At 69.5% G+C, this 22,693-nt stretch carries 19 protein-coding genes; 7 read left to right on the forward strand and 12 right to left on the reverse strand.

Annotation, left to right across the window (positions count from 1 at the left end):
- The first annotated feature begins 13 nt into the window (after positions 1-13).
- Complete coding sequence (locus HB662_RS10340) at positions 14-496, forward strand: RNA pyrophosphohydrolase (protein WP_168049652.1); 483 nt, start codon at positions 14-16, stop codon at positions 494-496.
- A 144-nt stretch (positions 497-640) separates the two neighbouring features.
- Here HB662_RS10340 and HB662_RS10345 read toward each other — a convergent pair whose 3' ends face one another.
- The 7 genes from HB662_RS10345 to atpH all read right to left on the reverse strand — a co-directional run bounded on the left by HB662_RS10345 (position 641) and on the right by atpH (position 7,838).
- A complete protein-coding gene (locus tag HB662_RS10345) occupies positions 641-1,780 on the reverse strand; it encodes an endo-1,4-beta-xylanase (protein WP_245185567.1) in 1,140 nt (379 codons plus the stop codon).
- 2 nt (positions 1,781-1,782) lie between these two features.
- Complete coding sequence (locus HB662_RS10350) at positions 1,783-2,643, reverse strand: ferritin-like domain-containing protein (RefSeq protein ID WP_168049653.1); 861 nt, start codon at positions 2,641-2,643, stop codon at positions 1,783-1,785.
- 98 nt (positions 2,644-2,741) lie between these two features.
- Positions 2,742-3,152 (reverse strand): ATP synthase F1 subunit epsilon, encoded by a 411-nt coding sequence (gene atpC / locus HB662_RS10355; RefSeq protein WP_168049654.1) that lies wholly within the window; start codon positions 3,150-3,152, stop codon positions 2,742-2,744.
- A gap of 190 nt (positions 3,153-3,342) precedes the next feature.
- Positions 3,343-4,773 carry a F0F1 ATP synthase subunit beta gene (atpD, locus tag HB662_RS10360; protein ID WP_168049655.1) on the reverse strand — a complete coding sequence of 477 codons (1,431 nt, stop codon included), beginning with the start codon at positions 4,771-4,773 and terminating at the stop codon, positions 3,343-3,345.
- A 16-nt stretch (positions 4,774-4,789) separates the two neighbouring features.
- Positions 4,790-5,683, reverse strand: coding sequence for a F0F1 ATP synthase subunit gamma (locus tag HB662_RS10365; protein ID WP_168049656.1), 894 nt, complete (start codon positions 5,681-5,683; stop codon positions 4,790-4,792).
- An 11-nt stretch (positions 5,684-5,694) separates the two neighbouring features.
- Positions 5,695-7,233 carry a F0F1 ATP synthase subunit alpha gene (gene atpA / locus HB662_RS10370; RefSeq protein ID WP_168049657.1) on the reverse strand — a complete coding sequence of 513 codons (1,539 nt, stop codon included), beginning with the start codon at positions 7,231-7,233 and terminating at the stop codon, positions 5,695-5,697.
- Complete coding sequence (atpH, locus tag HB662_RS10375; RefSeq protein WP_245185568.1) at positions 7,233-7,838, reverse strand: ATP synthase F1 subunit delta; 606 nt, start codon at positions 7,836-7,838, stop codon at positions 7,233-7,235. Before atpH ends, atpA begins: the two co-directional genes overlap by 1 nt.
- Before the next feature lie 190 nt (positions 7,839-8,028).
- On the opposite strand from atpH, the gene HB662_RS10380 reads away from it, so the two are divergent.
- On the forward strand, positions 8,029-9,225 hold the full coding sequence (locus tag HB662_RS10380) for an MFS transporter (RefSeq protein ID WP_168049659.1): 1,197 nt from the start codon (positions 8,029-8,031) through the stop codon (positions 9,223-9,225).
- A gap of 12 nt (positions 9,226-9,237) precedes the next feature.
- Here HB662_RS10380 and HB662_RS10385 read toward each other — a convergent pair whose 3' ends face one another.
- The 3 genes from HB662_RS10385 to hisC are packed head-to-tail and all read right to left on the reverse strand — an operon-like array spanning position 9,238 to position 12,081.
- Positions 9,238-10,107: an LOG family protein gene (locus tag HB662_RS10385; RefSeq protein ID WP_168049660.1), complete on the reverse strand. Its 870-nt coding sequence runs from the start codon at positions 10,105-10,107 to the stop codon at positions 9,238-9,240.
- 8 nt (positions 10,108-10,115) lie between these two features.
- Entirely contained in the window at positions 10,116-11,003 is an 888-nt protein-coding gene (locus HB662_RS10390; protein WP_168049661.1) for a prephenate/arogenate dehydrogenase family protein, read from the reverse strand.
- Positions 10,996-12,081, reverse strand: coding sequence for a histidinol-phosphate transaminase (hisC, locus tag HB662_RS10395; protein ID WP_168049662.1), 1,086 nt, complete (start codon positions 12,079-12,081; stop codon positions 10,996-10,998). Before hisC ends, HB662_RS10390 begins: the two co-directional genes overlap by 8 nt.
- Positions 12,082-12,226: 145 nt before the next feature.
- On the opposite strand from hisC, the gene metX reads away from it, so the two are divergent.
- Complete coding sequence (metX, locus tag HB662_RS10400; RefSeq protein ID WP_168049663.1) at positions 12,227-13,417, forward strand: homoserine O-acetyltransferase MetX; 1,191 nt, start codon at positions 12,227-12,229, stop codon at positions 13,415-13,417.
- A gap of 279 nt (positions 13,418-13,696) precedes the next feature.
- On the opposite strand, the gene HB662_RS10405 is transcribed toward metX, so the two are convergent.
- Complete coding sequence (locus HB662_RS10405) at positions 13,697-15,274, reverse strand: ABC transporter substrate-binding protein (RefSeq protein ID WP_168049664.1); 1,578 nt, start codon at positions 15,272-15,274, stop codon at positions 13,697-13,699.
- Between the two features lie 171 nt (positions 15,275-15,445).
- Between HB662_RS10405 and HB662_RS10410 the strand changes: the two genes are divergently transcribed.
- Positions 15,446-16,300 (forward strand): metallophosphoesterase family protein, encoded by an 855-nt coding sequence (locus HB662_RS10410; protein ID WP_168049665.1) that lies wholly within the window; start codon positions 15,446-15,448, stop codon positions 16,298-16,300.
- A gap of 81 nt (positions 16,301-16,381) precedes the next feature.
- On the forward strand, positions 16,382-17,404 hold the full coding sequence (locus tag HB662_RS10415) for an ABC transporter substrate-binding protein (RefSeq protein WP_168049666.1): 1,023 nt from the start codon (positions 16,382-16,384) through the stop codon (positions 17,402-17,404).
- A gap of 89 nt (positions 17,405-17,493) precedes the next feature.
- Here HB662_RS10415 and HB662_RS10420 read toward each other — a convergent pair whose 3' ends face one another.
- On the reverse strand, positions 17,494-17,700 hold the full coding sequence (locus HB662_RS10420; RefSeq protein WP_168049667.1) for a hypothetical protein: 207 nt from the start codon (positions 17,698-17,700) through the stop codon (positions 17,494-17,496).
- Positions 17,701-18,199: 499 nt separating this feature from the next.
- Between HB662_RS10420 and HB662_RS29930 the strand changes: the two genes are divergently transcribed.
- Together HB662_RS29930 and HB662_RS10430 are read left to right on the forward strand one after the other, a co-directional pair.
- Positions 18,200-20,533, forward strand: coding sequence for a hybrid sensor histidine kinase/response regulator (locus HB662_RS29930; protein ID WP_209443219.1), 2,334 nt, complete (start codon positions 18,200-18,202; stop codon positions 20,531-20,533).
- Between the two features lie 302 nt (positions 20,534-20,835).
- Positions 20,836-22,692, forward strand: coding sequence for a hypothetical protein (locus tag HB662_RS10430; RefSeq protein ID WP_168049668.1), 1,857 nt, complete (start codon positions 20,836-20,838; stop codon positions 22,690-22,692).
- The last annotated feature ends 1 nt before the right edge of the window (position 22,693 follow it).

The following is a 22,693-nucleotide window of genomic DNA, read 5'->3' on the forward strand; positions in this document are numbered from 1 at the left end:
TTACAAGACGCGCATGACCCTGCTTCCCTATCGCGCCAATGTCGGCGCGCTGCTGTTCAACCCCGCCGGCCAGGTGCTGGTGGCCCGTCGCGCCGACATGCCCAATGCCGAAGGCGCCGCCGGCGGCTGGCAGCTGCCGCAGGGAGGCATCGATGCGGGTGAGGACCTGCGCCGCGCCGTGCTCCGCGAACTGGCCGAGGAAATCGGCACCGACCGCGCCGAGATCCTGGCCGAGCATCCGGAATGGCTGAGCTACGATTTTCCGCCCGAATTGCAGGCCATGCGGATCGCCCGGAAGTACCGTGGCCAGCGCCAGAAATGGTTCGCGCTGCGCTTTACCGGGCAGGATTCCGACATCCGCCTGGATGCGGACCCGCATCCGGAATTCGATGCCTGGCGTTGGGCAGCGCTGGCGGAACTGCCGGGGCTGGCGGTCAGCTTCAAGCGGGCGATCTATGAGGATCTGGTTCGCGAATTCGCCCGCTTCGGCGCCTAGAGCGTGATCCGCGAAGGCGGAATCGCCGTAGCGGTGAATCACCCTCTCAGCAAAGGCTAGACCATGATCCGTGTTTGCGGATCATGGTCTAGCTCCCTTTCCGGCGCACTCCCAGGCCCGGCTACTACGCCGGACCGGCAACGCTCAGCCGACGCCCTGGCCCAGGAAGGCACGCGCCAGAGCGCGCCACATTTGTTTGCGGTTCAGCTCCCAGTCGTAAGGCAGGCCGCGATGCACATCGCCGGGGTCCAGCGCCACCGTCTGTTCGCGATGCAGCCAGGACCAGCGGTCGCTGATGCCCCAGGTCAGCAGCGTGCGGGCGCCGCCCTCGAAGGCGGCGGAGGCGAAAGCGTGGACGCGCTGCGCCACCGCCGAGTCGCGGGCGACGAAATCGCCCACCGGCGGCTTCACCTCGCGCACATCCAGCTCCGTGATCAGCACCTGCAGGCCGAGCGCGCGGATGTCCTTCACGAAGGCGCTGAAGATGGCCGGGCTGAACGCCTCCCGCATCTGCAGGTGGCCCTGGATACCGACGGCATCGAGCGCCACGTTGCGGTCACGCAGCGACCGCAGCAGGCGCAGCAGGCGGCGGCGCTTCTCCTCCGCCGGAGGGCTGTCCGCCTCCACGCCGTAATCGTTCAGGGTCAGGCGCAGCGTCCGGTCCCGCTGGCGCGCGGCGCGCAGCGCGATGGCCACGTAATCCGGACCGAGGGCGCGCAGCCAAGGGCTGTCGCGCAGGTCGCCGCTGTTGCCTGGGGGTTCCGGCACGTCGCTTCCCGGCGGGTTGGCGATCGGCTCGTTCACCACGTCCCAGTCGCGGATCCGCTCCCGCGTATGGGCCAGCACATGGTCGAAATGCGCCTCCATCACGCCCTGGGCGCGGGCGCGGCTTTCGGCGAGGACCGGCGGCACCCAATCCGGCAGGGCGTTGTGCCAGATCAGCGCGTGGCCGCGCAGCGGCTTGCGGAAATGCTCCGCCCAGCGCAGCAGCGCGTCCAGCGGCCCGGTGTCGAAGCGGCCCTGTTCGGGCTGCAGCGTGTCGAACTTCGCCTCGTATTCCGGCACCAGCAGCCCGGCCTCCCGGGCGACCAGGGCGGCGAAATCCGGTTCCTCCGCGATCAGCCGGGCGGTGACGGCACAGCCGTAGGTGTAGCCACGGCCCTGGGCGATCTGCGCCAACGGCTGGTCCGGCGCGCTGCCGGGGGTGAAGCTCTGGCCCATGGCTGCCCGCGCTGCCAGCGGCGCCAGCAGAAGCGGGCTGAGCGCCCGGCGGGTGAACGACAAGCTCAGGCCGCCATGGGGCGGCTGTCGGCGGCACCCCGCGGCGCGCGGGCAAGCTGCGCCGCGTAGCGGTTGCGGCGCCAGGCCAACAGCCGCCAGGCGCCCCGGGCCGCGAGCGCGGCGAGCCGGCCGCGCGGCTGGAGCCCCACCGATTTGAAGACCATGCTCATGCCCCGCTCGATGTGCCGGAAGCGATAGTAGTTCATTGCGCGGCCCATGTAGCCGGCGATGCAGCGGTCATGATCGTAGGGGGTGCTGACGTCTTCGTTACCACAGTGGAACGCAAAGGCGAGTTCGTCGTCCTCGCTCTCGCCGATCCGGCCGGCCGCGACGCGCAGGCGGCGCGGGAAGGACAGGTTCTCGCGCGCCAGATAGCGCCGCATGTGGTCGTAGAACAGCTTGAAGTGCCGGTACTCATCGGCCGCAATCAGGCGGCAGACCTCCTTCAGCACCGGTTCCTCGGTCGCTTCGCCCAGCGCGGTGTAGTAGCTGCTGGTGCCGGTCTCCACCATGCAGCGGGCGATCAGTTCGCCGGTGCGGGACCCGCGGATCGAGGCGTCCGCCTTGACGTCGATCTTGTAGCCTTCGCGGTAGCGGGCGAAGGCCCGTTCGAAATCCCAGGAAGGATCGGCCAGCATCGCCCATTTGCCGAGCGCGTCGCCGTGCTGGACCTCCTCCTCCGCCCAATGGGCGGCGGCCTGGTGGAAGTCCGGGTCGTCATGGAAGACGGATTGCAGGTACAGCGCGTAGTCGTCGCCATTCCGCTCGACCATCGCGGCGGCCTTGACCAGTGGGATGATCTCGGGGTCGAGCCGGCTGGGGTCGAATGCGTCCCAGCCCACCTGCTCGATACGCCAGTGCTTCATCCTGCATCCCGCCCAGTCATTACGCGTACGCACGCCGCGGCGAACGGGCCGGCGGCGGCGACGTTAATGTTCGACGACGGGGCGCCGGATTCAAGCCGTCAGGCGGCCTCGGCAGCCAGCACCATGGCGCGAGCGGAGAGAAGGCGGGCCATTGTGGCATCGCGCTTCTCCGGCGTGTCCATGGCCGCGGCGGTGTAGGCGGCCTCGGCCTCCCGCACCCGGGTCTCGGCGGCGGCCTTGGAAAGCTGGCCGACCGGCGTCGCTTCATCGGCCAGCACGGTGCAGCGGCCCGGCGTCACCTCGGCGAAGCCACCGCCGACGAACAGGCGTTCCGTCACCTGGCCGTTCTCGGTCACCGCGATGACGCCGCCGCGCAGCGTGACGATCATCGGCGCGTGGCCGGGCAGCACACCCATCTCACCTTCGGCGGCCGGCAGCACGGCCATCTCCACCGCGCGGCTGAGCAGCAGCTTCTCGGGCGAGACGAGTTCGAACTGGAAGGTGGCCATCACGCGCGCTCCTCAAAACCGGCAGACCAAGCCTGGCCGACCGATCGCAACCTAGCAGTTTCCGGCCGCTCGGCGGTCGGCGCCGCCCAACAGGCCTGGCCTCTCGCGCAACGGTTGCGCGGCGAAGCCAAGCCGCCGGAGGCGGCGCCCGGCGTTTGAGGGCAGGAAAACCAAACGATCAAAGACGCTGCTACGCAGCAGCCTTCAAGGTCTCGCCCTTCTTCACGGCGTCTTCGATCGTGCCGACCATGTAGAAGGCGGCTTCCGGCAGGTGGTCATACTCGCCGGCGCAAATCGCGGCGAAGGAACGCACCGTGTCCTCGAGCTTGACGAACACGCCCGGCGAGCCGGTGAAGACTTCCGCGACATGGAAGGGCTGCGACAGGAAGCGCTGCAGCTTGCGGGCGCGGGCGACGACAAGCTTGTCCTCCTCGGACAGCTCATCCATGCCCAGGATCGCGATGATGTCCTGCAGCGACTTGTAGGTCTGCAGGATGCGCTGCACTTCGCGCGCCACGCGGTAGTGCTCCTCGCCCACCACGCGGGGGTCCATGGCGCGGCTGGTGCTGTCCAGCGGGTCGACCGCCGGGAAGATGCCGAGCTCGGCGATGGAGCGGTTCAGCGTGGTGGTGGCGTCGAGGTGGGCGAAGGAGGTGGCCGGCGCCGGGTCGGTCAGGTCGTCCGCCGGCACGTAGATGGCCTGCACCGAGGTGATGGAGCCCTTCTTCGTCGAGGTGATGCGTTCCTGCAGCGCGCCCATGTCGGTCGCCAGCGTCGGCTGATAGCCCACCGCGGAGGGGATGCGGCCCAGCAGCGCGGACACTTCCGCACCGGCCTGGGTGAAGCGGAAGATGTTGTCGATGAAGAACAGCACGTCCTGGCCCTGCTCGTCGCGGAAGTATTCCGCGATGGACAGGCCAGACAGCGCGACGCGCGCGCGCGCGCCCGGCGGCTCGTTCATCTGGCCGTAGACCAGCGCCACCTTCGAGCCTTCGGTGGAGCCGTTCTCGCCCAGCTTGATGACGCCGGCATCCACCATCTCGTGGTACAGGTCGTTACCCTCGCGGGTGCGCTCGCCGACGCCGGCGAAGACGGACACGCCGCCATGGCCCTTGGCGATGTTGTTGATCAGTTCCTGGATGGTGACGGTCTTGCCGACGCCGGCGCCGCCGAACAGGCCGATCTTGCCGCCCTTGATGTAGGGGGCGAGCAGGTCGATCACCTTGATGCCCGTCACCAGGATTTCCGCCGAGGTCGCCTGGTCCTCGAAGGACGGCGCCGCGCGGTGGATGGTGTAGGTCTTGCTGTGGCCGACCGGGCCACGCTCGTCGATCGGCTCGCCGATGACGTTCAGGATGCGGCCCAGCGTCTCGTTGCCCACCGGCACGGAGATGCCGGCGCCGGTGTCCACCACCTCGGTGCCACGGACCAGGCCGTCCGTGGTGTCCATGGCGATGGTGCGGACGGTGCGCTCACCCAGGTGCTGCGCGACCTCGAGAACCAGGGTGCGGTCCTCGATCTTCAGGGTCAGCGCGTTCAGGATGGCAGGCAGCTCGGCCGGGAACTGCACGTCCACGACGGCGCCCAGAACCTGCGAAACCTTGCCGACGTTGTTCTTCATCGTGCCAATTCCCTGGTCAGACAGCTTCAGCACCGGAGATGATCTCGATCAGCTCCCGGGTGATGTTGGCCTGTCGCGTGCGGTTGTAGTTCAGCGTAAGCTTGTTGATCATCTCGCCGGCATTGCGCGTGGCGTTGTCCATCGCGGTCATCTGGCTGCCGAAGAAGCCGGCGGAGTTTTCCAGCATGGCGCGATAGACCTGGATCGCCAGGTTCTGCGGCAGCAGCGTCGCGAGGATTTCCTCCTCGTTCGGCTCGTATTCGTACAGCGCCTGCGCCCCGCCGGCGGCCGGTGCGTCGGTCGCGCCAACCTCGGGCAGCATGGTCGGGATCATCTGCTGGGCCGTCGGCACCTGGCTGATGACGCTGCGGAAGCGATTGTAGACCAGCGTGCAGACATCGTACTCGCCGGCTTCCAGCATCGCCGTGATCCGCAGCGCAATCTCCTGCGCATCCGCGAATTCGACGCGCTTCTTGCCGGCCATCGAGATCTCGCCGACGATCCGGTTGGCGAATTCCCGCTTCAGGTAGGCGGCGCCCTTGCGGCCGACCGACAGCACCTTCACCGTCTTGCCGGCCGCTTCCAGTTCACGGATGCGGCTGCGCGCGAAGCGCCCGACATTGGTGTTGAAGGCGCCGGCCAGGCCGCGATCGCCGGTCACGACGACCAGCAGATGCACCTGTTCCGCACCGCTGCCGACGAGCAGCTTCGGTGCGTCCGGGCTGCCGGCGACCGAGGCGCCGAGCGAGGCCAGCATGCGCTCCATGCGTTCCGCATAGGGGCGCGCGGCCTCCGCCTGCGACTGGGCGCGGCGCAGCTTCGCAGCCGCGACCATCTTCATCGCCTGCGTGATCTTGCGCGTGCTCTTCACCGAGGTGATGCGCGCGCGAAGTGCCTTGAGGCTGGCCATTGCGCTCTATCTCAGCCGAAGGATTTCACGAAGGCATCGAGGAAGGCGACGAGCTTCGCCTCGGTGTCCTTCTTGATCTCGCGGTCGGTACGGATCGAGGCCAGGATCTCGGGGGACTGCGACTTCAGGCCCGAAAGCAACTGCCGCTCGAACTCGCCGACCTTGTTCAAGGCGACCTTGTCCAGGTAGCCGCGGGTGCCGGCGAAGATCGCCACCACCTGCTCCTCGACCGGAACCGGCTTGTACTGCGGCTGCTTCAGCAGCTCCGTCAGCCGCGCGCCGCGGGCCAGCAGGGCCTGGGTGGTGGCATCGAGGTCGGAGGCGAACTGCGCGAAGGCCGCCATCTCGCGGTACTGCGCCAGGTCCAGCTTGATCTTGCCGGCCACCTGCTTCATCGCCTTGATCTGCGCGGAAGAACCCACGCGGGAGACGCTGAGGCCGACGTTCACGGCGGGGCGGATGCCCTTGAAGAACAGTTCCGTCTCCAGGAAGATCTGCCCGTCCGTGATCGAGATCACGTTGGTCGGGATATAGGCGGAGACGTCGCCGGCCTGCGTCTCGATGACCGGCAGCGCGGTCAGCGAACCGGCGCCGAACTCGTCGTTCATCTTGGCCGCGCGCTCAAGCAGGCGGCTGTGCAGGTAGAAGACGTCGCCCGGATAGGCTTCGCGGCCCGGCGGGCGGCGCAGCAGCAGCGACATCTGGCGATAGGCGACGGCCTGCTTCGACAGGTCGTCGTAGAAGATGACCGCGTGCATGGCGTTGTCGCGGAAGTATTCGCCGAGCGTGCAGCCCGTGTAGGGGGCGAGGAACTGCATCGGCGCCGGGTCGGACGCGGTGGCGGCGACGATGATGGAGTATTCCATCGCGCCGTTTTCTTCCAGCGTCTTCACCAACTGGGCGACGGTGGAGCGCTTCTGGCCGATGGCGACGTAGATGCAGAACAGCTTCTTGCTGTCATCAGCCCCGGCGGCGTCGTTCGCCACCTTCTGGTTGATGATGGTGTCCAGGATGACGGCGGTCTTGCCGGTCTGCCGGTCACCGATGATCAGTTCGCGCTGGCCACGGCCGATCGGGATCAGGGCGTCGATCGCCTTGATGCCGGTCTGCATCGGTTCATGCACCGACTTCCGGGGAATGATGCCCGGGGCCTTCACCTCGACGCGCATGCGCTTCTCGATGGCGATCGGGCCCTTGCCGTCGATCGGGTTGCCCAGCGCATCGACGACGCGCCCGAGAAAACCCTTGCCGACGCCGACGTCCACGATCTCGCCGGTGCGGGAGACGGTGTCGCCTTCCTTCACGCCGCGGTCATCGCCGAAGATGACGACGCCGACATTGTCGGTCTCGAGGTTCAGCGCCATGCCCTTGATGCCGGCGGAGGGAAATTCCACCAGCTCACCGGCCATCACGTTCTGCAGGCCGAAGACGCGGGCAATGCCGTCGCCCACGGTCAGCACGGTGCCGACTTCGGCGACATTGGCTTCGGCGTCGAAACCGGAGATCTGAGCCTTCAGGATCTCCGAGATTTCGGCAGGACGGATATCCATCAGGCGGCCCCCTTCATGGCGTACTGCAGGCGCTGCAGCTTGGACTTGAGAGAATTGTCATAGAGGCGCGAGCCGATGCGGACCACGAGACCACCCAGCAGGGTCGGGTCCACGTTTTCCTTGAGCTGCACGCCGGAATATCCGGCCTCCGTCAGCCGCGCGACGATCTGCGAGCGCTGCGTGTCGGACAGGCCATGGGCGGTGGAGACGGTGGCGATCTGCTGGCCGCGGCGGGCGGAGAGCAGCGCACCGAAGCTGGCAGCGACCGCCGGCAGCGTCGCGAGGCGCCGGTTGACGATCATCACGCCCAGCAGGTTGCGGACTTCCATGCCGATGCCGACGCGTTCCAGCACCGCGAAGACCGCGCGCTTCTGCTCGGTGGAGTCATACCGGGGATCGGCCACGAAGGACCGGAAGCCGGCGTCGTCCTGCCAAAGGCGGAACAACGTGTCGAGATCCCCCGCGATACGGTCGGCGGCGCCGGGCTCCGTCGCGCGCAGGTCATCGACGATGCCGAGCAGCGCGAGCGCATAGCGCTCCGACAACCCGGTGGGGTTCGGGGCCTGGGTGGAGGCCGAGGTTACGTTGGTCGCTTCGGAGGCCAAGGGGATCCCGGTCCTGTCTCTGGTCGGAGCGTGAATAGCGGCACGCGGGTCCGGGGGGCAGTTGTGACCGCCCCCTTTATGCGGCGGCGGCGCCTTAGCATGCGTATTGCGTTGCGGCAACACATCTCCGGCGCAAGACCGTGCCGCAGATGGCATTCCCAGGGCCGCCGGAGGGCGCCAGGATCGGCGCATGACAGGCGGATTCCGGGGCTGGAGGGTGGTGGCGGGCGCCTTTGCGCTCGCGGTCTTCGCCTGGGGAATCGGCTTCTATGGGCCCGGCGTCTACATTGCCACTTTGGTAGAAAGCCGCGGCTGGACGGTAGGCCTGCTTTCGGCCGCGGTCACCTGGCACTTCCTGGTGGCCGCCGCCCTGGTCGCCAATCTGCCGGAAATGCACCGCCGCTTCGGCATCGCGGCGGTAACCCGGGGCGGCGCCCTGGCCTCCGCCGCCGGTCTGCTCGGCTGGGGATTCGGCGCCGAGTCCTGGATGATGTTCGGCGCGGCCACCCTGACCGGGGTGGGCTGGGCGCTGACCAGCGGGGCGGCGATCAACGCCATGCTGAGCCCCTGGTTCGACCGCCGGCGGCCGGCGGCGCTGGCCATGGCCTTCAACGGGGCGAGCGTCGGCGGCATCCTGATGACCCCGTTCTGGGCCTGGCTGATCGCCGGCTTCGGCTTCGGCAGCGCCACCGCCGTGGTGGCGGCGCTGCTGCTGGCGGTGGCCTGGCCGCTGGCCGGGCGGGTGCTGGCGCGCGCGCCGGCGGAGTTCGGCCAGCATGCCGATGGACTGGCCGCCCCGCCCGAGGCCCCGGCAAGGCCCGCCCCGGCGCGCGACCGCGCCGCCCTGCTGCGGGACCCGGTCTTCCGCGGCCTGTCCCTCGCCTTCGCCATCGGGCTGTTCGCGCAGATGGGGCTGGTGACGCATCTGGTGTCGCTGCTGCTGCCTGCGCTCGGCGTCCGCGGCGCGGGGCTGGCCATGGCGCTGGTCACGGTATTCGCCCTCGTCGGCCGCACCGTCACGGCCTGGGTGCTGCCGGCCGGCGCCCGCCGGCGCTGGGCGGCCGCGGCCACCTTCGCGGTGCAGATGGCGGGCAGCCTGGCGTTGGCCTCGGCGGAGGGGTCGGTGCCGCTGCTGCTGGCCGGCTGCGCGCTGTTCGGGATGGGGGTGGGCAACCTGCTGTCGCTGCCGCCGCTGATCGCCCAGGCGGAATTCCCCGCCGCCGAGGTGGGGCGGGTGGTGGCGCTGATGCAGGCAATCAACCAGGCACTATACGCCTTCGCCCCGGCCGCCTTCGGATTGTTCCGCGAATCCGGCGGCGCCGAGGCGGCGCTGTGGGTGACGCTGGCGCTGCAGGGGCTGGCGGCGGTGCTGGTGCTGCGACGGTAGGGGAAGCAGCTTCTACTTCCGCGGGCGCGCGCGCTTCGGCGGCGGCGGCGCCTCCGGCCGCTCGGCGGGCGGGGTGTGGGCGCGCAGGCCGCGGCGCACCAGGGCGGCCCAGCCCTCCTCCGGCTCGTCCACCACCTCGAACAGGTCGAGATCCGACTTGGCGATCATGCCGTGCCGGGCCATCGCCTCGAAGTTCACCACCTCGTTCCAATAGGCGCTGCCGAACAGCACGATGGGCAGCGGCGACGCCTTGCGCGACTGCACCAGGGTCAGCAGTTCGAACAGCTCGTCGAAGGTGCCGAAGCCGCCGGGGAACACCGCCAGCGCATTGGCCCGCATCGCCAGGTGCATCTTCCGCATGGCGAAGTAGTGGAAGCGGAAGGTCAGCGCCGGGGTGGAATAGTCATTCGGCGCCTGCTCATGCGGCAGGGTGATGTTGAAGCCGATGGAGGGCGCGCCGACATCCGCGGCGCCGCGATTGGCGGCCTCCATGATGCCGGGTCCGCCGCCGGTGGCGATCACATTGTCCCGTGGCGCGCCGCTTTCCGCCAGCGCGCCACCGCGCAGGCTGACAATGCGGGCGAAGGCGCGGGCCTTGTCGTAATGCGCGGCGAAGGCCAGCCGTTCCTGCGCCAGCCGGCGCGCCTCCGGCTTGCGGGCCGCCTTCAGCGTGCGCTGCGCCTCCTCCGGGCTCGGCACCCGGGCGCTGCCGAAGACCACGACGGTGGAGCGTACGCCCCAGTCCCGCAGCGCCAGCTCCGCCTTCAGGTACTCCATGCCGAAGCGCGCCGCGCGCATCTCGTCGCGCAGCAGGAAGTCCATGTCCTCCACCGCCAGCAGGGTGCTGCGGTTGGGCTTTTCCGGGGCTGCCTGCTTGGCCATGCTTCGCCTCAGGCCTGCTTGCGTTCGATAAGCCCGGTGCGGATCTTGCGGCCGCGCTGGATGCGGTCCTCGATGAAGCCGGCCTCGCCCCAGCGCACGGCGCGGCCCAGTGCCTGCGCATCCTCCGTGAAGCGGGCCAGCATTTCCAGCAGCGCCTCCCGGTTGTTCAGGAAGATGTCGCGCCACATGGTGGGGTCGCTGGCGGCGATGCGGGTGAAGTCGCGGAAGCCGGAGGCGGCGAATTTCAGCACCGCCTCCTTCGTCTCCTCCGCCAGGTCGTCCGCGGTGGAGCAGATGGTGAAGGCCAGCAGGTGCGGCAGGTGGCTGACGATGGCCACCACCTTGTCATGCGTCGCCGGGTCCATGCATTCGATCATGCTGCCGGCGCGGCGCCACATCTCCCGCACCTTCTCCACCGCCGCCGGGTCGGTCTCCGCCACCGGGGTGACGATGACGTAGCGGCCCTGGAACAGCTCGGCGAAGCCGGCATCGGGGCCGGAGAATTCGGTGCCGGCCATCGGATGCGCCGGCACCAGATGCACGCCCTTGGGCGTGAGGGGCGCCAAATCCCGGTACACGCTCATCTTGGTGGAGCCGACATCGGTGACGATGGCGCCGGGCTTCAGATGCGGCGCGACCTGCGCCATCACCCCGGCATAGGCGCCGACCGGCACGCAGAATACCACGCAATCGGCGCCCTGCACGGCCTTCGCCGCATCGGCCTCCACCACATCGGCGATGCCCAGTTCCCGCACCCGGTCCAGCGTCGCCGGCGTCTTGGCATGCGCCACCACGGTGCGGGCGATGTCGCCTCGCGCCCGCGCCACGCGGGCGATGGAGGAACCGATCAGGCCGACCCCGAGCAGGCAGAGCCGATCGAACAGAGGCTCAGCCATTTCGGGTAAATTCGCCCAGCGCCTCGATCACCATCTGGCATTCCTCGGCGGTGCCGATGGTGATGCGCAGGCAGGGCGCCAGGCCGTAGGACCCCATGGCGCGCACGATCAGCCCCCGCGAGCGCAGATGCGCATCCGCTGCCTTGGCACGTTCCGCCACGCCGAAATCGACGAGAAGAAAGTTGCCCTCGCTCGGCCAGACCTTGAGGCCCGCCGCTTCCAGCGCCGCCGCCACCTTGCCGCGCCATTCGGTGTTGTGGGCGACGGAGGCCTCGATCCAGCCCGGCTCCGCCAGCGCCGCGATGCCGGCCACCATGGCGGCGCCGGAGACGTTGAACGGCCCGCGCACCCGGCCCAGCACATCCACCACATTGGCCGGCGCATAGCACCAGCCCAGCCGCATGCCCCCCAGCCCATAGATCTTGGAGAAGGTGCGCGTCATCACCGTGTTGTCGCCGGCATCGACCAGCGCCTGGCCCGGGTCGTAATCCGGCTTCGTCACATATTCCGCATAGGCGCTGTCCAGAACCAGCAGCACATCGCCCGGCAGGCCCCGGCGCAGCCGCACCAGCTCCGATTGCGGCAGGATGCTGCCCGTCGGGTTGTTCGGATTGGCCAGGAACAGCAGCTTCGTCCGGGGCCCGACCGCGGCCAGCAGCCCATCGACATCGGCCCGCAGATCCTTCTCCGGCACCTTGATGACGCGGCAACCGGCCCAGCGGCCGGCCAGGTCGTACATCAGGAAGCCATGCGCGGACATGACGATCTCCGTCCCCTCCCCGCCATAGGCCAGGATCAGCAGGGTCAGGATCTCATCCGAGCCATTGCCGCAGACGATCCGCGCCGGGTCCAGGCCGAAGCGGGCGCCGATCGCCTCACGCAGCGCCGTCGCACCGCCATCGGGGTAGCGATGCGCCTCCTTCGCCGCCTGGGTGATGGCGGCGATGGCGCCGGGCGGCGGGCCGAAGGCGCCCTCGTTGGAGGACAGCTTGATGATGCGGTTGACCCCCGGCACCTTCGACTCACCGCCGACATAAGGCTCGACCGAGAGGATGGACGGGCGCGGCATGACGGTCATGGGGCTGATCCGGCTGGAAAAGGTTCGGCCCTGCATAGACGCCGCGCGTGCCGCCGCCAAGTTGTGCGAGACCCGCCACACGCGCCGGTTGCCCCCGGGGGCCACCGAGCCTATTTCTGCCCTGCGACTAAACCCCCCGGGATCCATGACCGAGGCCCTCGCCCAGACCCCCCAAAGCCAGACGCCGCCCAGCCAGACGCCGCAGATCGACCACCAGCGGGTCGTCTTTCCCGCCGGGCTGGCCCTGGATTCCGGCGCCGTCATCGCGCCGGTCACGGTCGCCTACCGCACCTATGGCAAGCTGAACGCCCAGCGCAGCAACGCCGTGCTGGTCTGCCACGCGCTGACCGGGGACCAATACGTCGCCGAACCCCACCCCATCACCGGCAAGCCCGGCTGGTGGGAAGCCGTGGTCGGCCCCGGCAAGGCGGTTGATACCGACCGCTACTTCGTCATCTGCGCCAACGTCCTGGGCGGCTGCATGGGCTCCTCCGGCCCCGCCGAGCTCATGCCGCCACAGGCGGAGCCGACGCCTGGCGCCAGCCGCCCCTACGGCACGGATTTCCCCTCCATCACCATCCGCGACATGGTGCGCTCCCAGAAGCTGCTGGTGGACCATTTCGGCATCGCCCGGCTGCTGGCCGTGGTCGGCGGGTCCATGGGCGGCATGCAGGTGCTGGAATGGGCCGCGACCTACCCGGAGATGGTCGCCGCCGCCGCGCCCATCGCCTGCGCCGCCTACCACTCCGCGCAGAACATCGCCTTCCACGAGGTCGGCCGCGCCGCCATCCATGGCGACCCGGACTGGATGGGCGGCCGCTACTGGGAAGACGGGCGCATCCCGGCCAAGGGGCTGTCGGTCGCCCGCATGGTGGCGCACATCACCTACCTCTCCGAAGCCGCCCTCGGCCGGAAATTCGGCCGCCGGCTGCGCGGCGCCTCCGCGCTGACCTTCCTGGAAGACGTGTTCGAGGTGGAAAGCTACCTGCGCTACCAGGGCAGCACCTTCGTCACCCGCTTCGACGCCAACAGCTACCTGACCATCACCCGCGCCATGGACTATTTCGACATGGCCTCCGAACACGGCGGCGACCTGCCGGCCGCCTTCCGCAACACCACCACCCGATTCCTCGTCGCCTCCTTCAGCAGCGACTGGCTGTTCCCCACCGAGGAATCCCGCGCCCTGGTCCGCGCCCTGAACGCCGCCGCGGCCAATACCTCCTTCATCGAAATCTCGACCGACAAAGGCCACGACGCCTTCCTGCTCGACGAACCCGTCTTCCACCGCGCCCTCGGCGGCTTCCTGCGCGGGGCGGCGGAACGGGTGGGGGTCTGACAGGGGCAGTCTTACGCTGGTGATTGCAGGGGGACGCTGTCCCCCTGCACCCCCTGCCAGGGGCCTCGGGCCCCTGGACCGCGAGGCCTTTAAGCGGAGAAGCGGAGGGGGCCAGCTGTTCCGCTGAACACGCGGTCGCTCCGGCCCCCTCTCCATTCCTGCTCATATTCGTGGGTTCAAAGGGCCAAAGCCCTTTGCGGGGAGGTGCAGGAGGGGCAGCGCCCCTCCCGCGAACAACCAGCGCAACTGCCCCAGGTCAGCCCCGCAATCGCCCCGCCGTCACGTGAAGCGCAGGTTATCGGGGCGGAGGTCCATGAAGTAGAAGGTGTAGGGGCGCCAGTCGATGTTGCGGCGCATCGCGTAGAATTCGGCGGGTTGGTACAGCACGGTGCCGGGGGCGGCGTCTTCCCAGGCGTCGAGCATGGTCTTGAACAGCGCCTTGCGCTTGGCCGGGTCGGTTTCGGCTTCCAGAGCGCGGCCGGCGGCGTTGAAGGTTTCGGTGCTGCGGAAGGCGCCGCTGACCTGGAAGTAGCTGGACGGCCCCCAGGAGATCCAGAGTGCGCCGAGCGGGTCCGGCAGGCGGGTGGAGTTTGAGTTGTTGCCGATCTGCTGGCCGGCGGCGCGCATCTGCGCGAAGTTCTCCACCACCTGGAGCTTGGCGTTGACGCCCACTTCGCGCCACATCTCGATGGCGACCTGCGCGGCGCGGAGTGCGTTGGTGTAGTAGTTCGGCATGGTGCGGTAGATGATTTCCTGCCCGCCGTAGCCGGCTTCACGCAGCAGGCGGCGTGCGCCGGCCGGGTCGTGGCGCAGGCTGCGGCCTTCCAGGAACATCGGGCCGTATTCCGGGTAGTTGTGGCCCGGCGGCACCACGGCCTTGCCGTCCCACAGCGTGTCCACCAGCAGCTGGCGGTCGAGTGCCAGGCCGAGTGCCTGGCGCACGCGCTTGTCGCCCATGCCGGGGCCGCGTTCGTCGAAGGTCAGGACGTGGGAGTTGGCGAGCACCACGTCGCGCACCACGATGCCTTCGGCGCGGCGCAGCGCGCCGATCTGGTCGGGCGGCACGTTGGTGATGAGGTCCACGTCGCCGGCCTGCAGCGCGGCGACGCGGGCGGCGAGTTCCGGGATCTGGCGGAACACCACGCCGCGCGCGGTGGGGCGGCCCATCCAGTAGTCGTCAAAGGCATCCAGCGTGATGCGCTGGTCGGTCTGCAGTTCGCGCACCTTGTAGGGGCCGGTGCCGATCGGGGCGCGGGAGAAGCCCTCGAAGCCGAGTTCCTCATAGGCGCGCTTGTTGACGATCCAGGCGCACCAGCTCGCCAGGCGCTGTTCCAGCAGAACGTCCGGCACGCGGGTGGTGAAGCGCACGGCGTTCTCGCCCACGGCTTCGACGCCGGCGAGGGTGGCGAAGTAGGACCGCGCCTCCCGCATCAGCGCGTCCGGGCCGAACATGCGCTGGGAGGTGAAGGTGTAGACGACATCCTCCGCCGTCAGCAGGTCGCCATTGTGGAAGCGCACGCCGGGGCGGAGCTGCAGCACCAGGGAGGACGGGCTTTCGCGTTCCCAGCTGGTCGCCAGATGCGGCTTGAGGGTGGAGCCGCCGCCATCCGGGCTGCCGAGGAAGTCGCGGCGGATCAGCGTATCGAAGATCGAGTAGGTGACGCGGGTTCCGACGTTGGAGAGTTCGCGCGCCGGCTCCAGCGTCGGCGGCACTTCCGCCACGCCGATGGTGAGCAACGGGCGGGTGCCGGGGGAAGCGGGCTGTGCGGCGGCAGGGCGGTTCTGGATGATGGCGGGCAGCGCGAGGCCCGTCGTCATCAGGCCGGCGCCGATCAGGCTGCGGCGGGGAAGCATCATGGCCGGGGACTCCTCCGGGGTTTCGCGGCGGAACCTGCCAAAACTCGATGATGGTGCGGCGACGGTTTGGCGTCGCGGCGATGACGTCGCGCAGCTGACGCCAAACCGTCATCGCCGCGCAGCCCGCCCGCCGCAGGATGCGGCCTCGATTCGGACGAGGATCTGCAAGGCATGCCGCCCATCCGGCTGGTGCATGTGACGGACACGCATCTGTCCGCCACCCACGGCTACTTCGCCCATAACTGGGCGGCCTTCCGTGACGCCATGGCGGAGTCACCCCCGGATTTCCTGGTGCATGGCGGCGACCTGACCTTCAACGGCCCGGTGGCGGAGGGCGACATCGGCTTCGGTGCGGCGGAGTTGGCGCGACTGGGGCTGCCCTGGCGCGCCATTGCCGGCAACCATGATGTGGGGGAGGCGCCGCCCTTCTCGCGCCTGGACCAGCCGGTGGATGCGGCGCGGCTGGCGGCCTGGCACCGCCATGTGGGGCCGAGCTGGTGGGTGCAGGATCTCGGCGAATGGCGGCTGGTGGGCCTCGACACCGCATTGATGGGCAGCGGCCTGGCGGAGGAGGCGGCGCAGGCGGATTTCCTGGCGCAGGCGCTGGCCGGGCGGGATGGGCGGCCTGTGATGGTCTTCATCCACATGCCGCCCTTCGATGCGGATGCGGCGGATACGGCGTTCAGCACCTCCGTCATCCTGCCGGCGCCGCGCGCGGCGCTGCTGGATGCCTGCGCGGCCGGCGGGGTGAAGGTGATCGCCTGCGGGCATCTGCATGTGTACCGGCGCCTGCGGCACCGGGGCATGGAGATCGTCTGGGCGCCGCCGACCGCGATGGTGGATGTGCAGCGGCAGATGGCGCGGCGGCGGCGTTTCCCGCGGCCCGGCTATGTGGAATGGGTGCTGGAGGGCAAGCGCGCGACGCACCGGCTGGTGGAGCCCCAGCGCATGTTCGTCATCGACATGTCAGGCTGGACGAAGCGCAACGGCGGCACCACCACGACGCTGCCGCCGCTGGGGGTCTGACGCGGCGGCGCCACGGCACGGGGCTTGCTGAACCTGCGGCGCGCCGCGCGCCGCGCGGTCCCCGACCGGAGGTTGCCCAAGATGCACGCAGTCACTCGCCGGAATGTCCTGACAACTGCCCTGTTGCTGCCCAGCCTGGCCGCTCCCGCTCTGGCGCAGGGTGCGCGACGGCCGGTGAAGTTCTGCCTCGACTGGGCTTGGCAATCCGCCCATTCGGCCTGGACGCTGGCGGCGGATCGCGGCTTCTTCGCAGAAGCGGGCCTCGATGTGCAGATCGACCGCGGCTTCGGCTCCGGCGATACGCTGACCAAGGTCGCCGCCGGCACCTATGACATCGGCTTCGCCGACACCAACCTGGCACTGAAGTTCAACACCGAGAATCCGGGCAGCCAGGTCACCTCCGTCTTCGTGCTGTACGATGCCTCGCCGAATGCGGCGATTTTCCTGAAATCCTCCGGCATCACCAGGCCCAAGGATCTGGAGGGGCGGACCGTCTCCGTCTCCCCGGGCGAGGGCACGCATCTGTTGTTCCCGATCTTCGCCCGCGCCAACCAGCTCGACGTGTCGAAGATCAACCTGCTGTCGGTCACGGCGCAGCTGCGCGACACCATGGTGGTGCAGCGCCGCGCCGATGCGACGCTGGGCTTCCTGACCACCACGGCGCTGAACATGGTGGGCACCGGCATCCCGCTGCGCGACATCGGCTGGCTGCAGTACAACCAGTGGGGCGTGCAGCTTTATTCCTCGGGCCTAGTGGTCCGGAAGGCCTTCGCGGAGCAGAACCCGGATGTCGTGCGCGGCTTCATCAAGGCCACCATCCGCGGCCTGCGCGCCATGCTGGCGGAACCCGCCGCCGCCATGGAATCCCTGAAGCGGCGCGAGCCGCTGATCGACACGGCGGTCGAGATCGCGCGCAATGAGCTGCTGAACGAGGTGGCGCTGCTGACGCCGCATGTGCGGGCCCAAGGCGTGTCGAGCGTGGTGAAGGACCGCTTCGAGACCTCCGCCCGCCAGGTTGCGGAGGCCTTCGGCATCTCTGCCCCGCCGAGCATGGACTTCACCTACACCGACCGCTTCCTGCCGGAAGATCGCAAGATCCTTTGATATCGACCTCAGGCGCCGGCGCCGCCGCACAAGCGGCGGCGGTCATTCGGCCGCCCGGCCCGCCGAGCGGGCGGGCCGCAGGTCGTGCACTACGCCCGCCCGGCCGCGATGCCCGCGGGGTGCTGCAGCCGCCACACATCCATGATGGTGGTGGAGCCGCCCTTCATCGTCTCCAGCAGCGCCATCTCGGCGACATCGCCGATCGCGTCTTCGTCCAGCACCTCCGCGGCGATGCCGCCCATCGGCATCAGCAGGGAATAGACGATGTCCCGGCAGCTCGCCCTCGGCGATGTCATCCGCCAGGCCGCGGAACAGCGGGGCGCTGAAGGCGTGATTGTGAAGATTGACGAAGCCGTGCAGCAGCAGCCCGTCCGACAAAGTGATGCGCGGCGCGTCCAGGGACGGACGCTGCGTCACCACGTCCGCGATGCGGCCATCCTGCACCTCCACGAAGCAGCCGCCCCGCAGGCCGCCTGCGGAATCCCCTTATCCATCCTTGGCTCGAGGACCAGCGTCTCCAAGCCAGCCTCCATCCTGTGCTCGACGGATGTTGGCATGCTTGGCGTGCGGTGTGGGCCTGCCGCGCCGGGCCTGCACGGAATCATGGGGCCTTGCGGCGCAGGCGGTCAGAAGGCATGGGAAGGTTTCGCGCCGGCCAGGGCATCGCCCTGGCCCGCCCGGCGCCGCCGCCGCCGCCGCCCGTTCCATCCCGGAGCCCGCTTGTTGGATACAGCCGCGCCGCGCCCGCCCGAGACGGACCAGACGAATGAAGCCCGTCCTGCGGCCGGCCGTCCGGTGAGTCGTCCGGTCCGGAGGCATCTGGCGCTGTTCGCGGCGGCGCTGGCGCTGCCCATCCTGGTCTTCGTCGCCACCCTGTCCAATCGCTTCGCCGATGCCCAGCGCAGCCGGCTGTCGGACGAGGCCCTGAATACCGCCCGTGCCGTGGCGCTGGCCGTGGACCGGGAGCTGACAGGCATGGCCGCCACGCTCAACCTGCTGGCCCTGTCGCCGCAGCTCCGCGCGGGCGACCTCGAAGGATTCCACCGGCAGGCGATCGAGCTGCGGCTGCGCCTCGGCGTGGCGACGGTTTTGCGCGATGCCACCGGCCGGCAGCGCCTGAACGCCTGGCTGGCACCCGGCCAGCTGCCGCCCGGGACCTCCCCCCTGCCACCGCCCCAGCCGGGCGGCCGGCTGGCGGTGACGAACCTGTTCCAGGGCATGGTCTACCGGGTGCCGATGTTCGCGGTGGAGGTGCCGGTCGAGGTCCCGCTGCCCGGCGAGACCGGCCTCGCCTTCCTCAGCCTGAGCGCCCCGGCACAGCGCATCCGCCAGGTGCTGGAGGATCGCCAGGCGCCGGAGGGCTGGACCCTCGCGGTGGTGGATGGCGCGGGCCGCATCCTGGCGCGCAACCGCCGGCATGAGGAATTCGTCGGCCAGCCGGCCACCGATGACCTGCGCCAGAATGCGACGGGCTGGGAGGGCAATTGGCACGGCTTCACCGCGGATGGCATGCCGGTGCTCGGCAGCTACGCCAAGACCGCGCTGGCCGATTGGCGCATCGCGGTGGGCGTACCGCTGGCCACGCTGAACGCGCCGTTGCACCGCACGCTGCTGCTGCTCGGCGGCGTCGGCCTGGCACTGGCGGCCCTGTCGGTGATGCTGGCGCTGGTCCTCGGCAACCGCATCGCGGACCCGCTGCGCCGCCTGGCCGCGCAGGCCGCGGCGCTGGGACGGGGGGAGCCGGTCGAGCCGGTGCAAACCAGCATCCGGGAGGTCGCGGAATCCGGCGCGGCGCTGGCCGAAGCCTCCCGCACCATCCGGCGGCGGGAGGAGGACCTGCGCCGGCTGAACGATGCGCTGGAAACGCGGGTAGGCGAACGCACCCGGGACCTGGCGGAAACCAATGCAAGGCTGATCGCCGCCGCCACCGGCCGCGAAAGGGCCGAAGCCCAGCTCCGCCAGTCGCAGAAGATGGAGGCGGTGGGCCGGCTGACCGGCGGTGTGGCGCATGACTTCAACAACCTGCTGACCGTCGTGCTCGGCAATCTGGCGTTGGCCCGGCGCCGGCTGGGAGAGCTGGAGGAACATTCCCCGGCGACGGAGCGCATCGGCCGCGGCATCGACAACGCCGTGGAGGGGGCCAACCGCGCCGCCATCCTGACCCAGCGCCTGCTTGCCTTCTCCCGCCAGCAGCCGCTGGCGCCGGAGGCGGTGGACGCCAACCGACTGGTCGCCGGCATGTCCGACCTGCTGCGACGCACGCTGGGGGAGGATATCGAGATCGAGACCGTGCTGTCGGGCGGGCTATGGCGCGCGCATGCGGACCCGAACCAGCTCGAATCCTCGCTGCTGAACCTGGCCGTGAATGCGCGCGATGCCATGCCGGCCGGCGGCAAGCTGACCATCGAGACCGCCAACGCATATCTGGACGAGGCCTATGCGGCGGGGCGGGAGGATGTGGATGCCGGCCAATATGTGCTGATCTGCGTCTCCGACACCGGCACCGGCATGTCGCCCGAGGTGGTGACCCGTGCCTTCGAGCCCTTCTTCACCACCAAGCCGACGGGCAAGGGCACCGGCCTCGGGCTCAGCCAGGTCTATGGCTTCGCCCGGCAATCCGGCGGCCATGCGGCGATCTACAGCGAGCCGGGCCAGGGCAGCACGGTGAAGCTGTACCTGCCGCGGCTGCGGGATGCGGAACTGCCTGCCGCCGCGGGGACGCAGGCGCAGCCCGCCGCGCCCGGCACCGGTCTCCACACCGGCCGCGGCGCCGTGGTGCTGGTGGTGGAGGATGAGGAGATGGTGCGGGACTTCGCCGTGACGGCGCTGGAGGAAGCCGGCTGCCGCACCATCGCGGCGGGCGATGGCCCCTCCGCCCTGGCGCTGCTCAGCGCGCATCCCGAGGTGACGCTGCTGTTCACCGACGTGGTGCTGGCCGGGCCGATGAACGGCCGCGAACTGGCCGCCGCGGCGCTGGCCCGGCGGCCGCGGCTGCTGGTGCTGTTCACCACCGGCTATACCCGCAACGCCATCATCCACCATGGCAGGCTGGATGAGGGGGTGAACTTCCTCGGCAAGCCCTATACCGCCTCGGCGCTGCTGGAGCGGATCAGCCGGCTGCTGGCCTGAGGCCGCGCACCGGCGGCGCCCGCGCCTGCCTCAGCCGGTCGGTCTCCATGGGGCATGGTTATGCCAAATCCCATTGATGGGAACCTGCGCCCGCCGATGGCGGGCGCTCGGCCGAATTGCCGCCGCGCCAAGTGGCGCGTAGCCAAGCCGGCGGATGCCGGCGCCGTCACGCCTTTTGGCGTGCCTGCGGCACGACTGAGTCGGTGCTCGGTCACGATCACCGGGATCTGGTATTAACCGGCACTTCACCGCACCCGCAGCACAATGCCCCGCGCCGGCCAGCCCCGGCTGCGGAGCCCTGCATGACCCTTCCGGCGCTTCCCGCCGCCGCCGCCACGGTGACGGACAGCATCTTCACCTGGACCTTCCGCGCCACCACCGGCGATAGCTGGGGCGGCACGCTGGTGGAGGATTCCAGCCGCTACGTCATCGGCAACACACTCGGCACCGCGCATGGCACCTACACCATCGTCGCCGCCGACGCGCAGGGCACGGATCTCGGCGATTTCGGCATGGAGGAAGGCTGGATCTCGGTCGGCTGGTACCGCGACCGCACCGGCGCCTGGATGCTGACCCGGCTGGGCGAGACCAGCGCCGCCGGCCTCGCCGGACTGGGCAGCGAGGTGGATGCCGCCTGGAGCGGCAGCGGCTGGGACAGCTTCGGCCTGGGCGGAGCCGACCAGGCGGACCCGGGCAACCTGGCCGACAGCCTGTTCACCTGGTCCTTCACCGCCGACAGCGGCGACATGCTGTTCGGCACCCTGCTGGCGGATAGCGTGGACTGGGCGGCAGGCGATACCTTCCGCACCGCCTACGGGCTGTACCGCATCCTGACGGAGGTCGCCTTCGGCCAGGACCAGGCGCAGGGCGGGGCGGAAGGCACCGTGCAGACCACGCGCTACTACGACGGCGCGGCGCGCACCGACTTCTCGCTGGAAAGCGGCGGCGCGGCGCCGACCGGCTATGCCGGGCTGGGCAGCGAGCTGGACCGCGCCTGGACCGGCAGCGCCTGGGTGCAGGTCGGCCAGGGTGGCTCGCTACAGGCGGACCATATCCCGGACGTGCTGTTCGACTGGACCTTCCAGATGCTGGATGGCGACCGCTACTTCGGCCGCCTGGTCGGCCACGGCACCGCGATGGATGTCGGCGACACGGTGGTGAGGCCGGGCGGCACCTACACCGTCACCGCGGAATCCTCGCTGGGCGGCCAGGTGATCGCGGATGGCACCGTCTGGACCACCGGCGGCTACCACGACATCAGCGCCAACCAGCAGCTCACCAGCTATTCCGCCTATGTGCTGGCCGGCGCGCCCAGCGGCTATGGCGGGCTGGGCTCGGAGTTCGATTACGTCTGGGACGGCGACGAATGGGATGATTTCGGACTGGCGGGCACCGTGAAGGCCAGCGTGGAACAGCCGGCGCGCTTTGCCTGGTATTTCCAGCACGCCACCTCCGGCGACCTGTATGTCGGCTTCGTAGTGGCCGATGCTGGCCTTTACACCATCGGCCAGCAGGTCGCCGGCGCGCGCGGCAGCTACACCATCTACGACCGGTCCTGGGATACCTCCGGCCAACCGGAAGGCGCGGTCTGGGTGACGGATTACCTCGATGGGCCGTCGCAGCGCTGGTTTCAGGCGCGCAACTGGTCGCAGAACGGGCAGCCGGTGACGCAGGCGGGGCTGGGCCAGGAATACGACTACGCCTGGGACGGCGTCGAATGGGATGATTTCGGCCAGGGTGGCATCTACCAGCTCGACGTCGGGCCGGACGGCTACTACGCCTGGGCCTTCTACAGCAATTCGGGCGATCTCTATGCCGGCTGGCTGGCCGAGGATTATGCGCGCTTCCAGCTCGGCGACCGTCTGCAGGGCGCGCACGGCTACTATGAGATCTATGCCAAGTGGGACCACCCCAACCCGACCAACATCCGCGACGGCACGCTTTGGATCACCGACTACTACGACGGCAACAGCGACCGCTGGCTGCCGACGCGGTCCTGGGGCCAGAACGGGCAATCGGCCAGCGAATGGGGCATCGGCAACGAGTATGAATATGCCTGGACCGGCAGCCAGTGGGTCGGCTTCGGCGTCGGCGGCATCCATGAACTCGATGTGCAGCCGGGTGCCGCGAATGATCCGCCGGAGCCGTTTCCGTTCTGAA

The organism is Falsiroseomonas frigidaquae, assembly GCF_012163145.1.
Classification (GTDB): Bacteria; Pseudomonadota; Alphaproteobacteria; order Acetobacterales; family Acetobacteraceae; genus Falsiroseomonas; species Falsiroseomonas frigidaquae.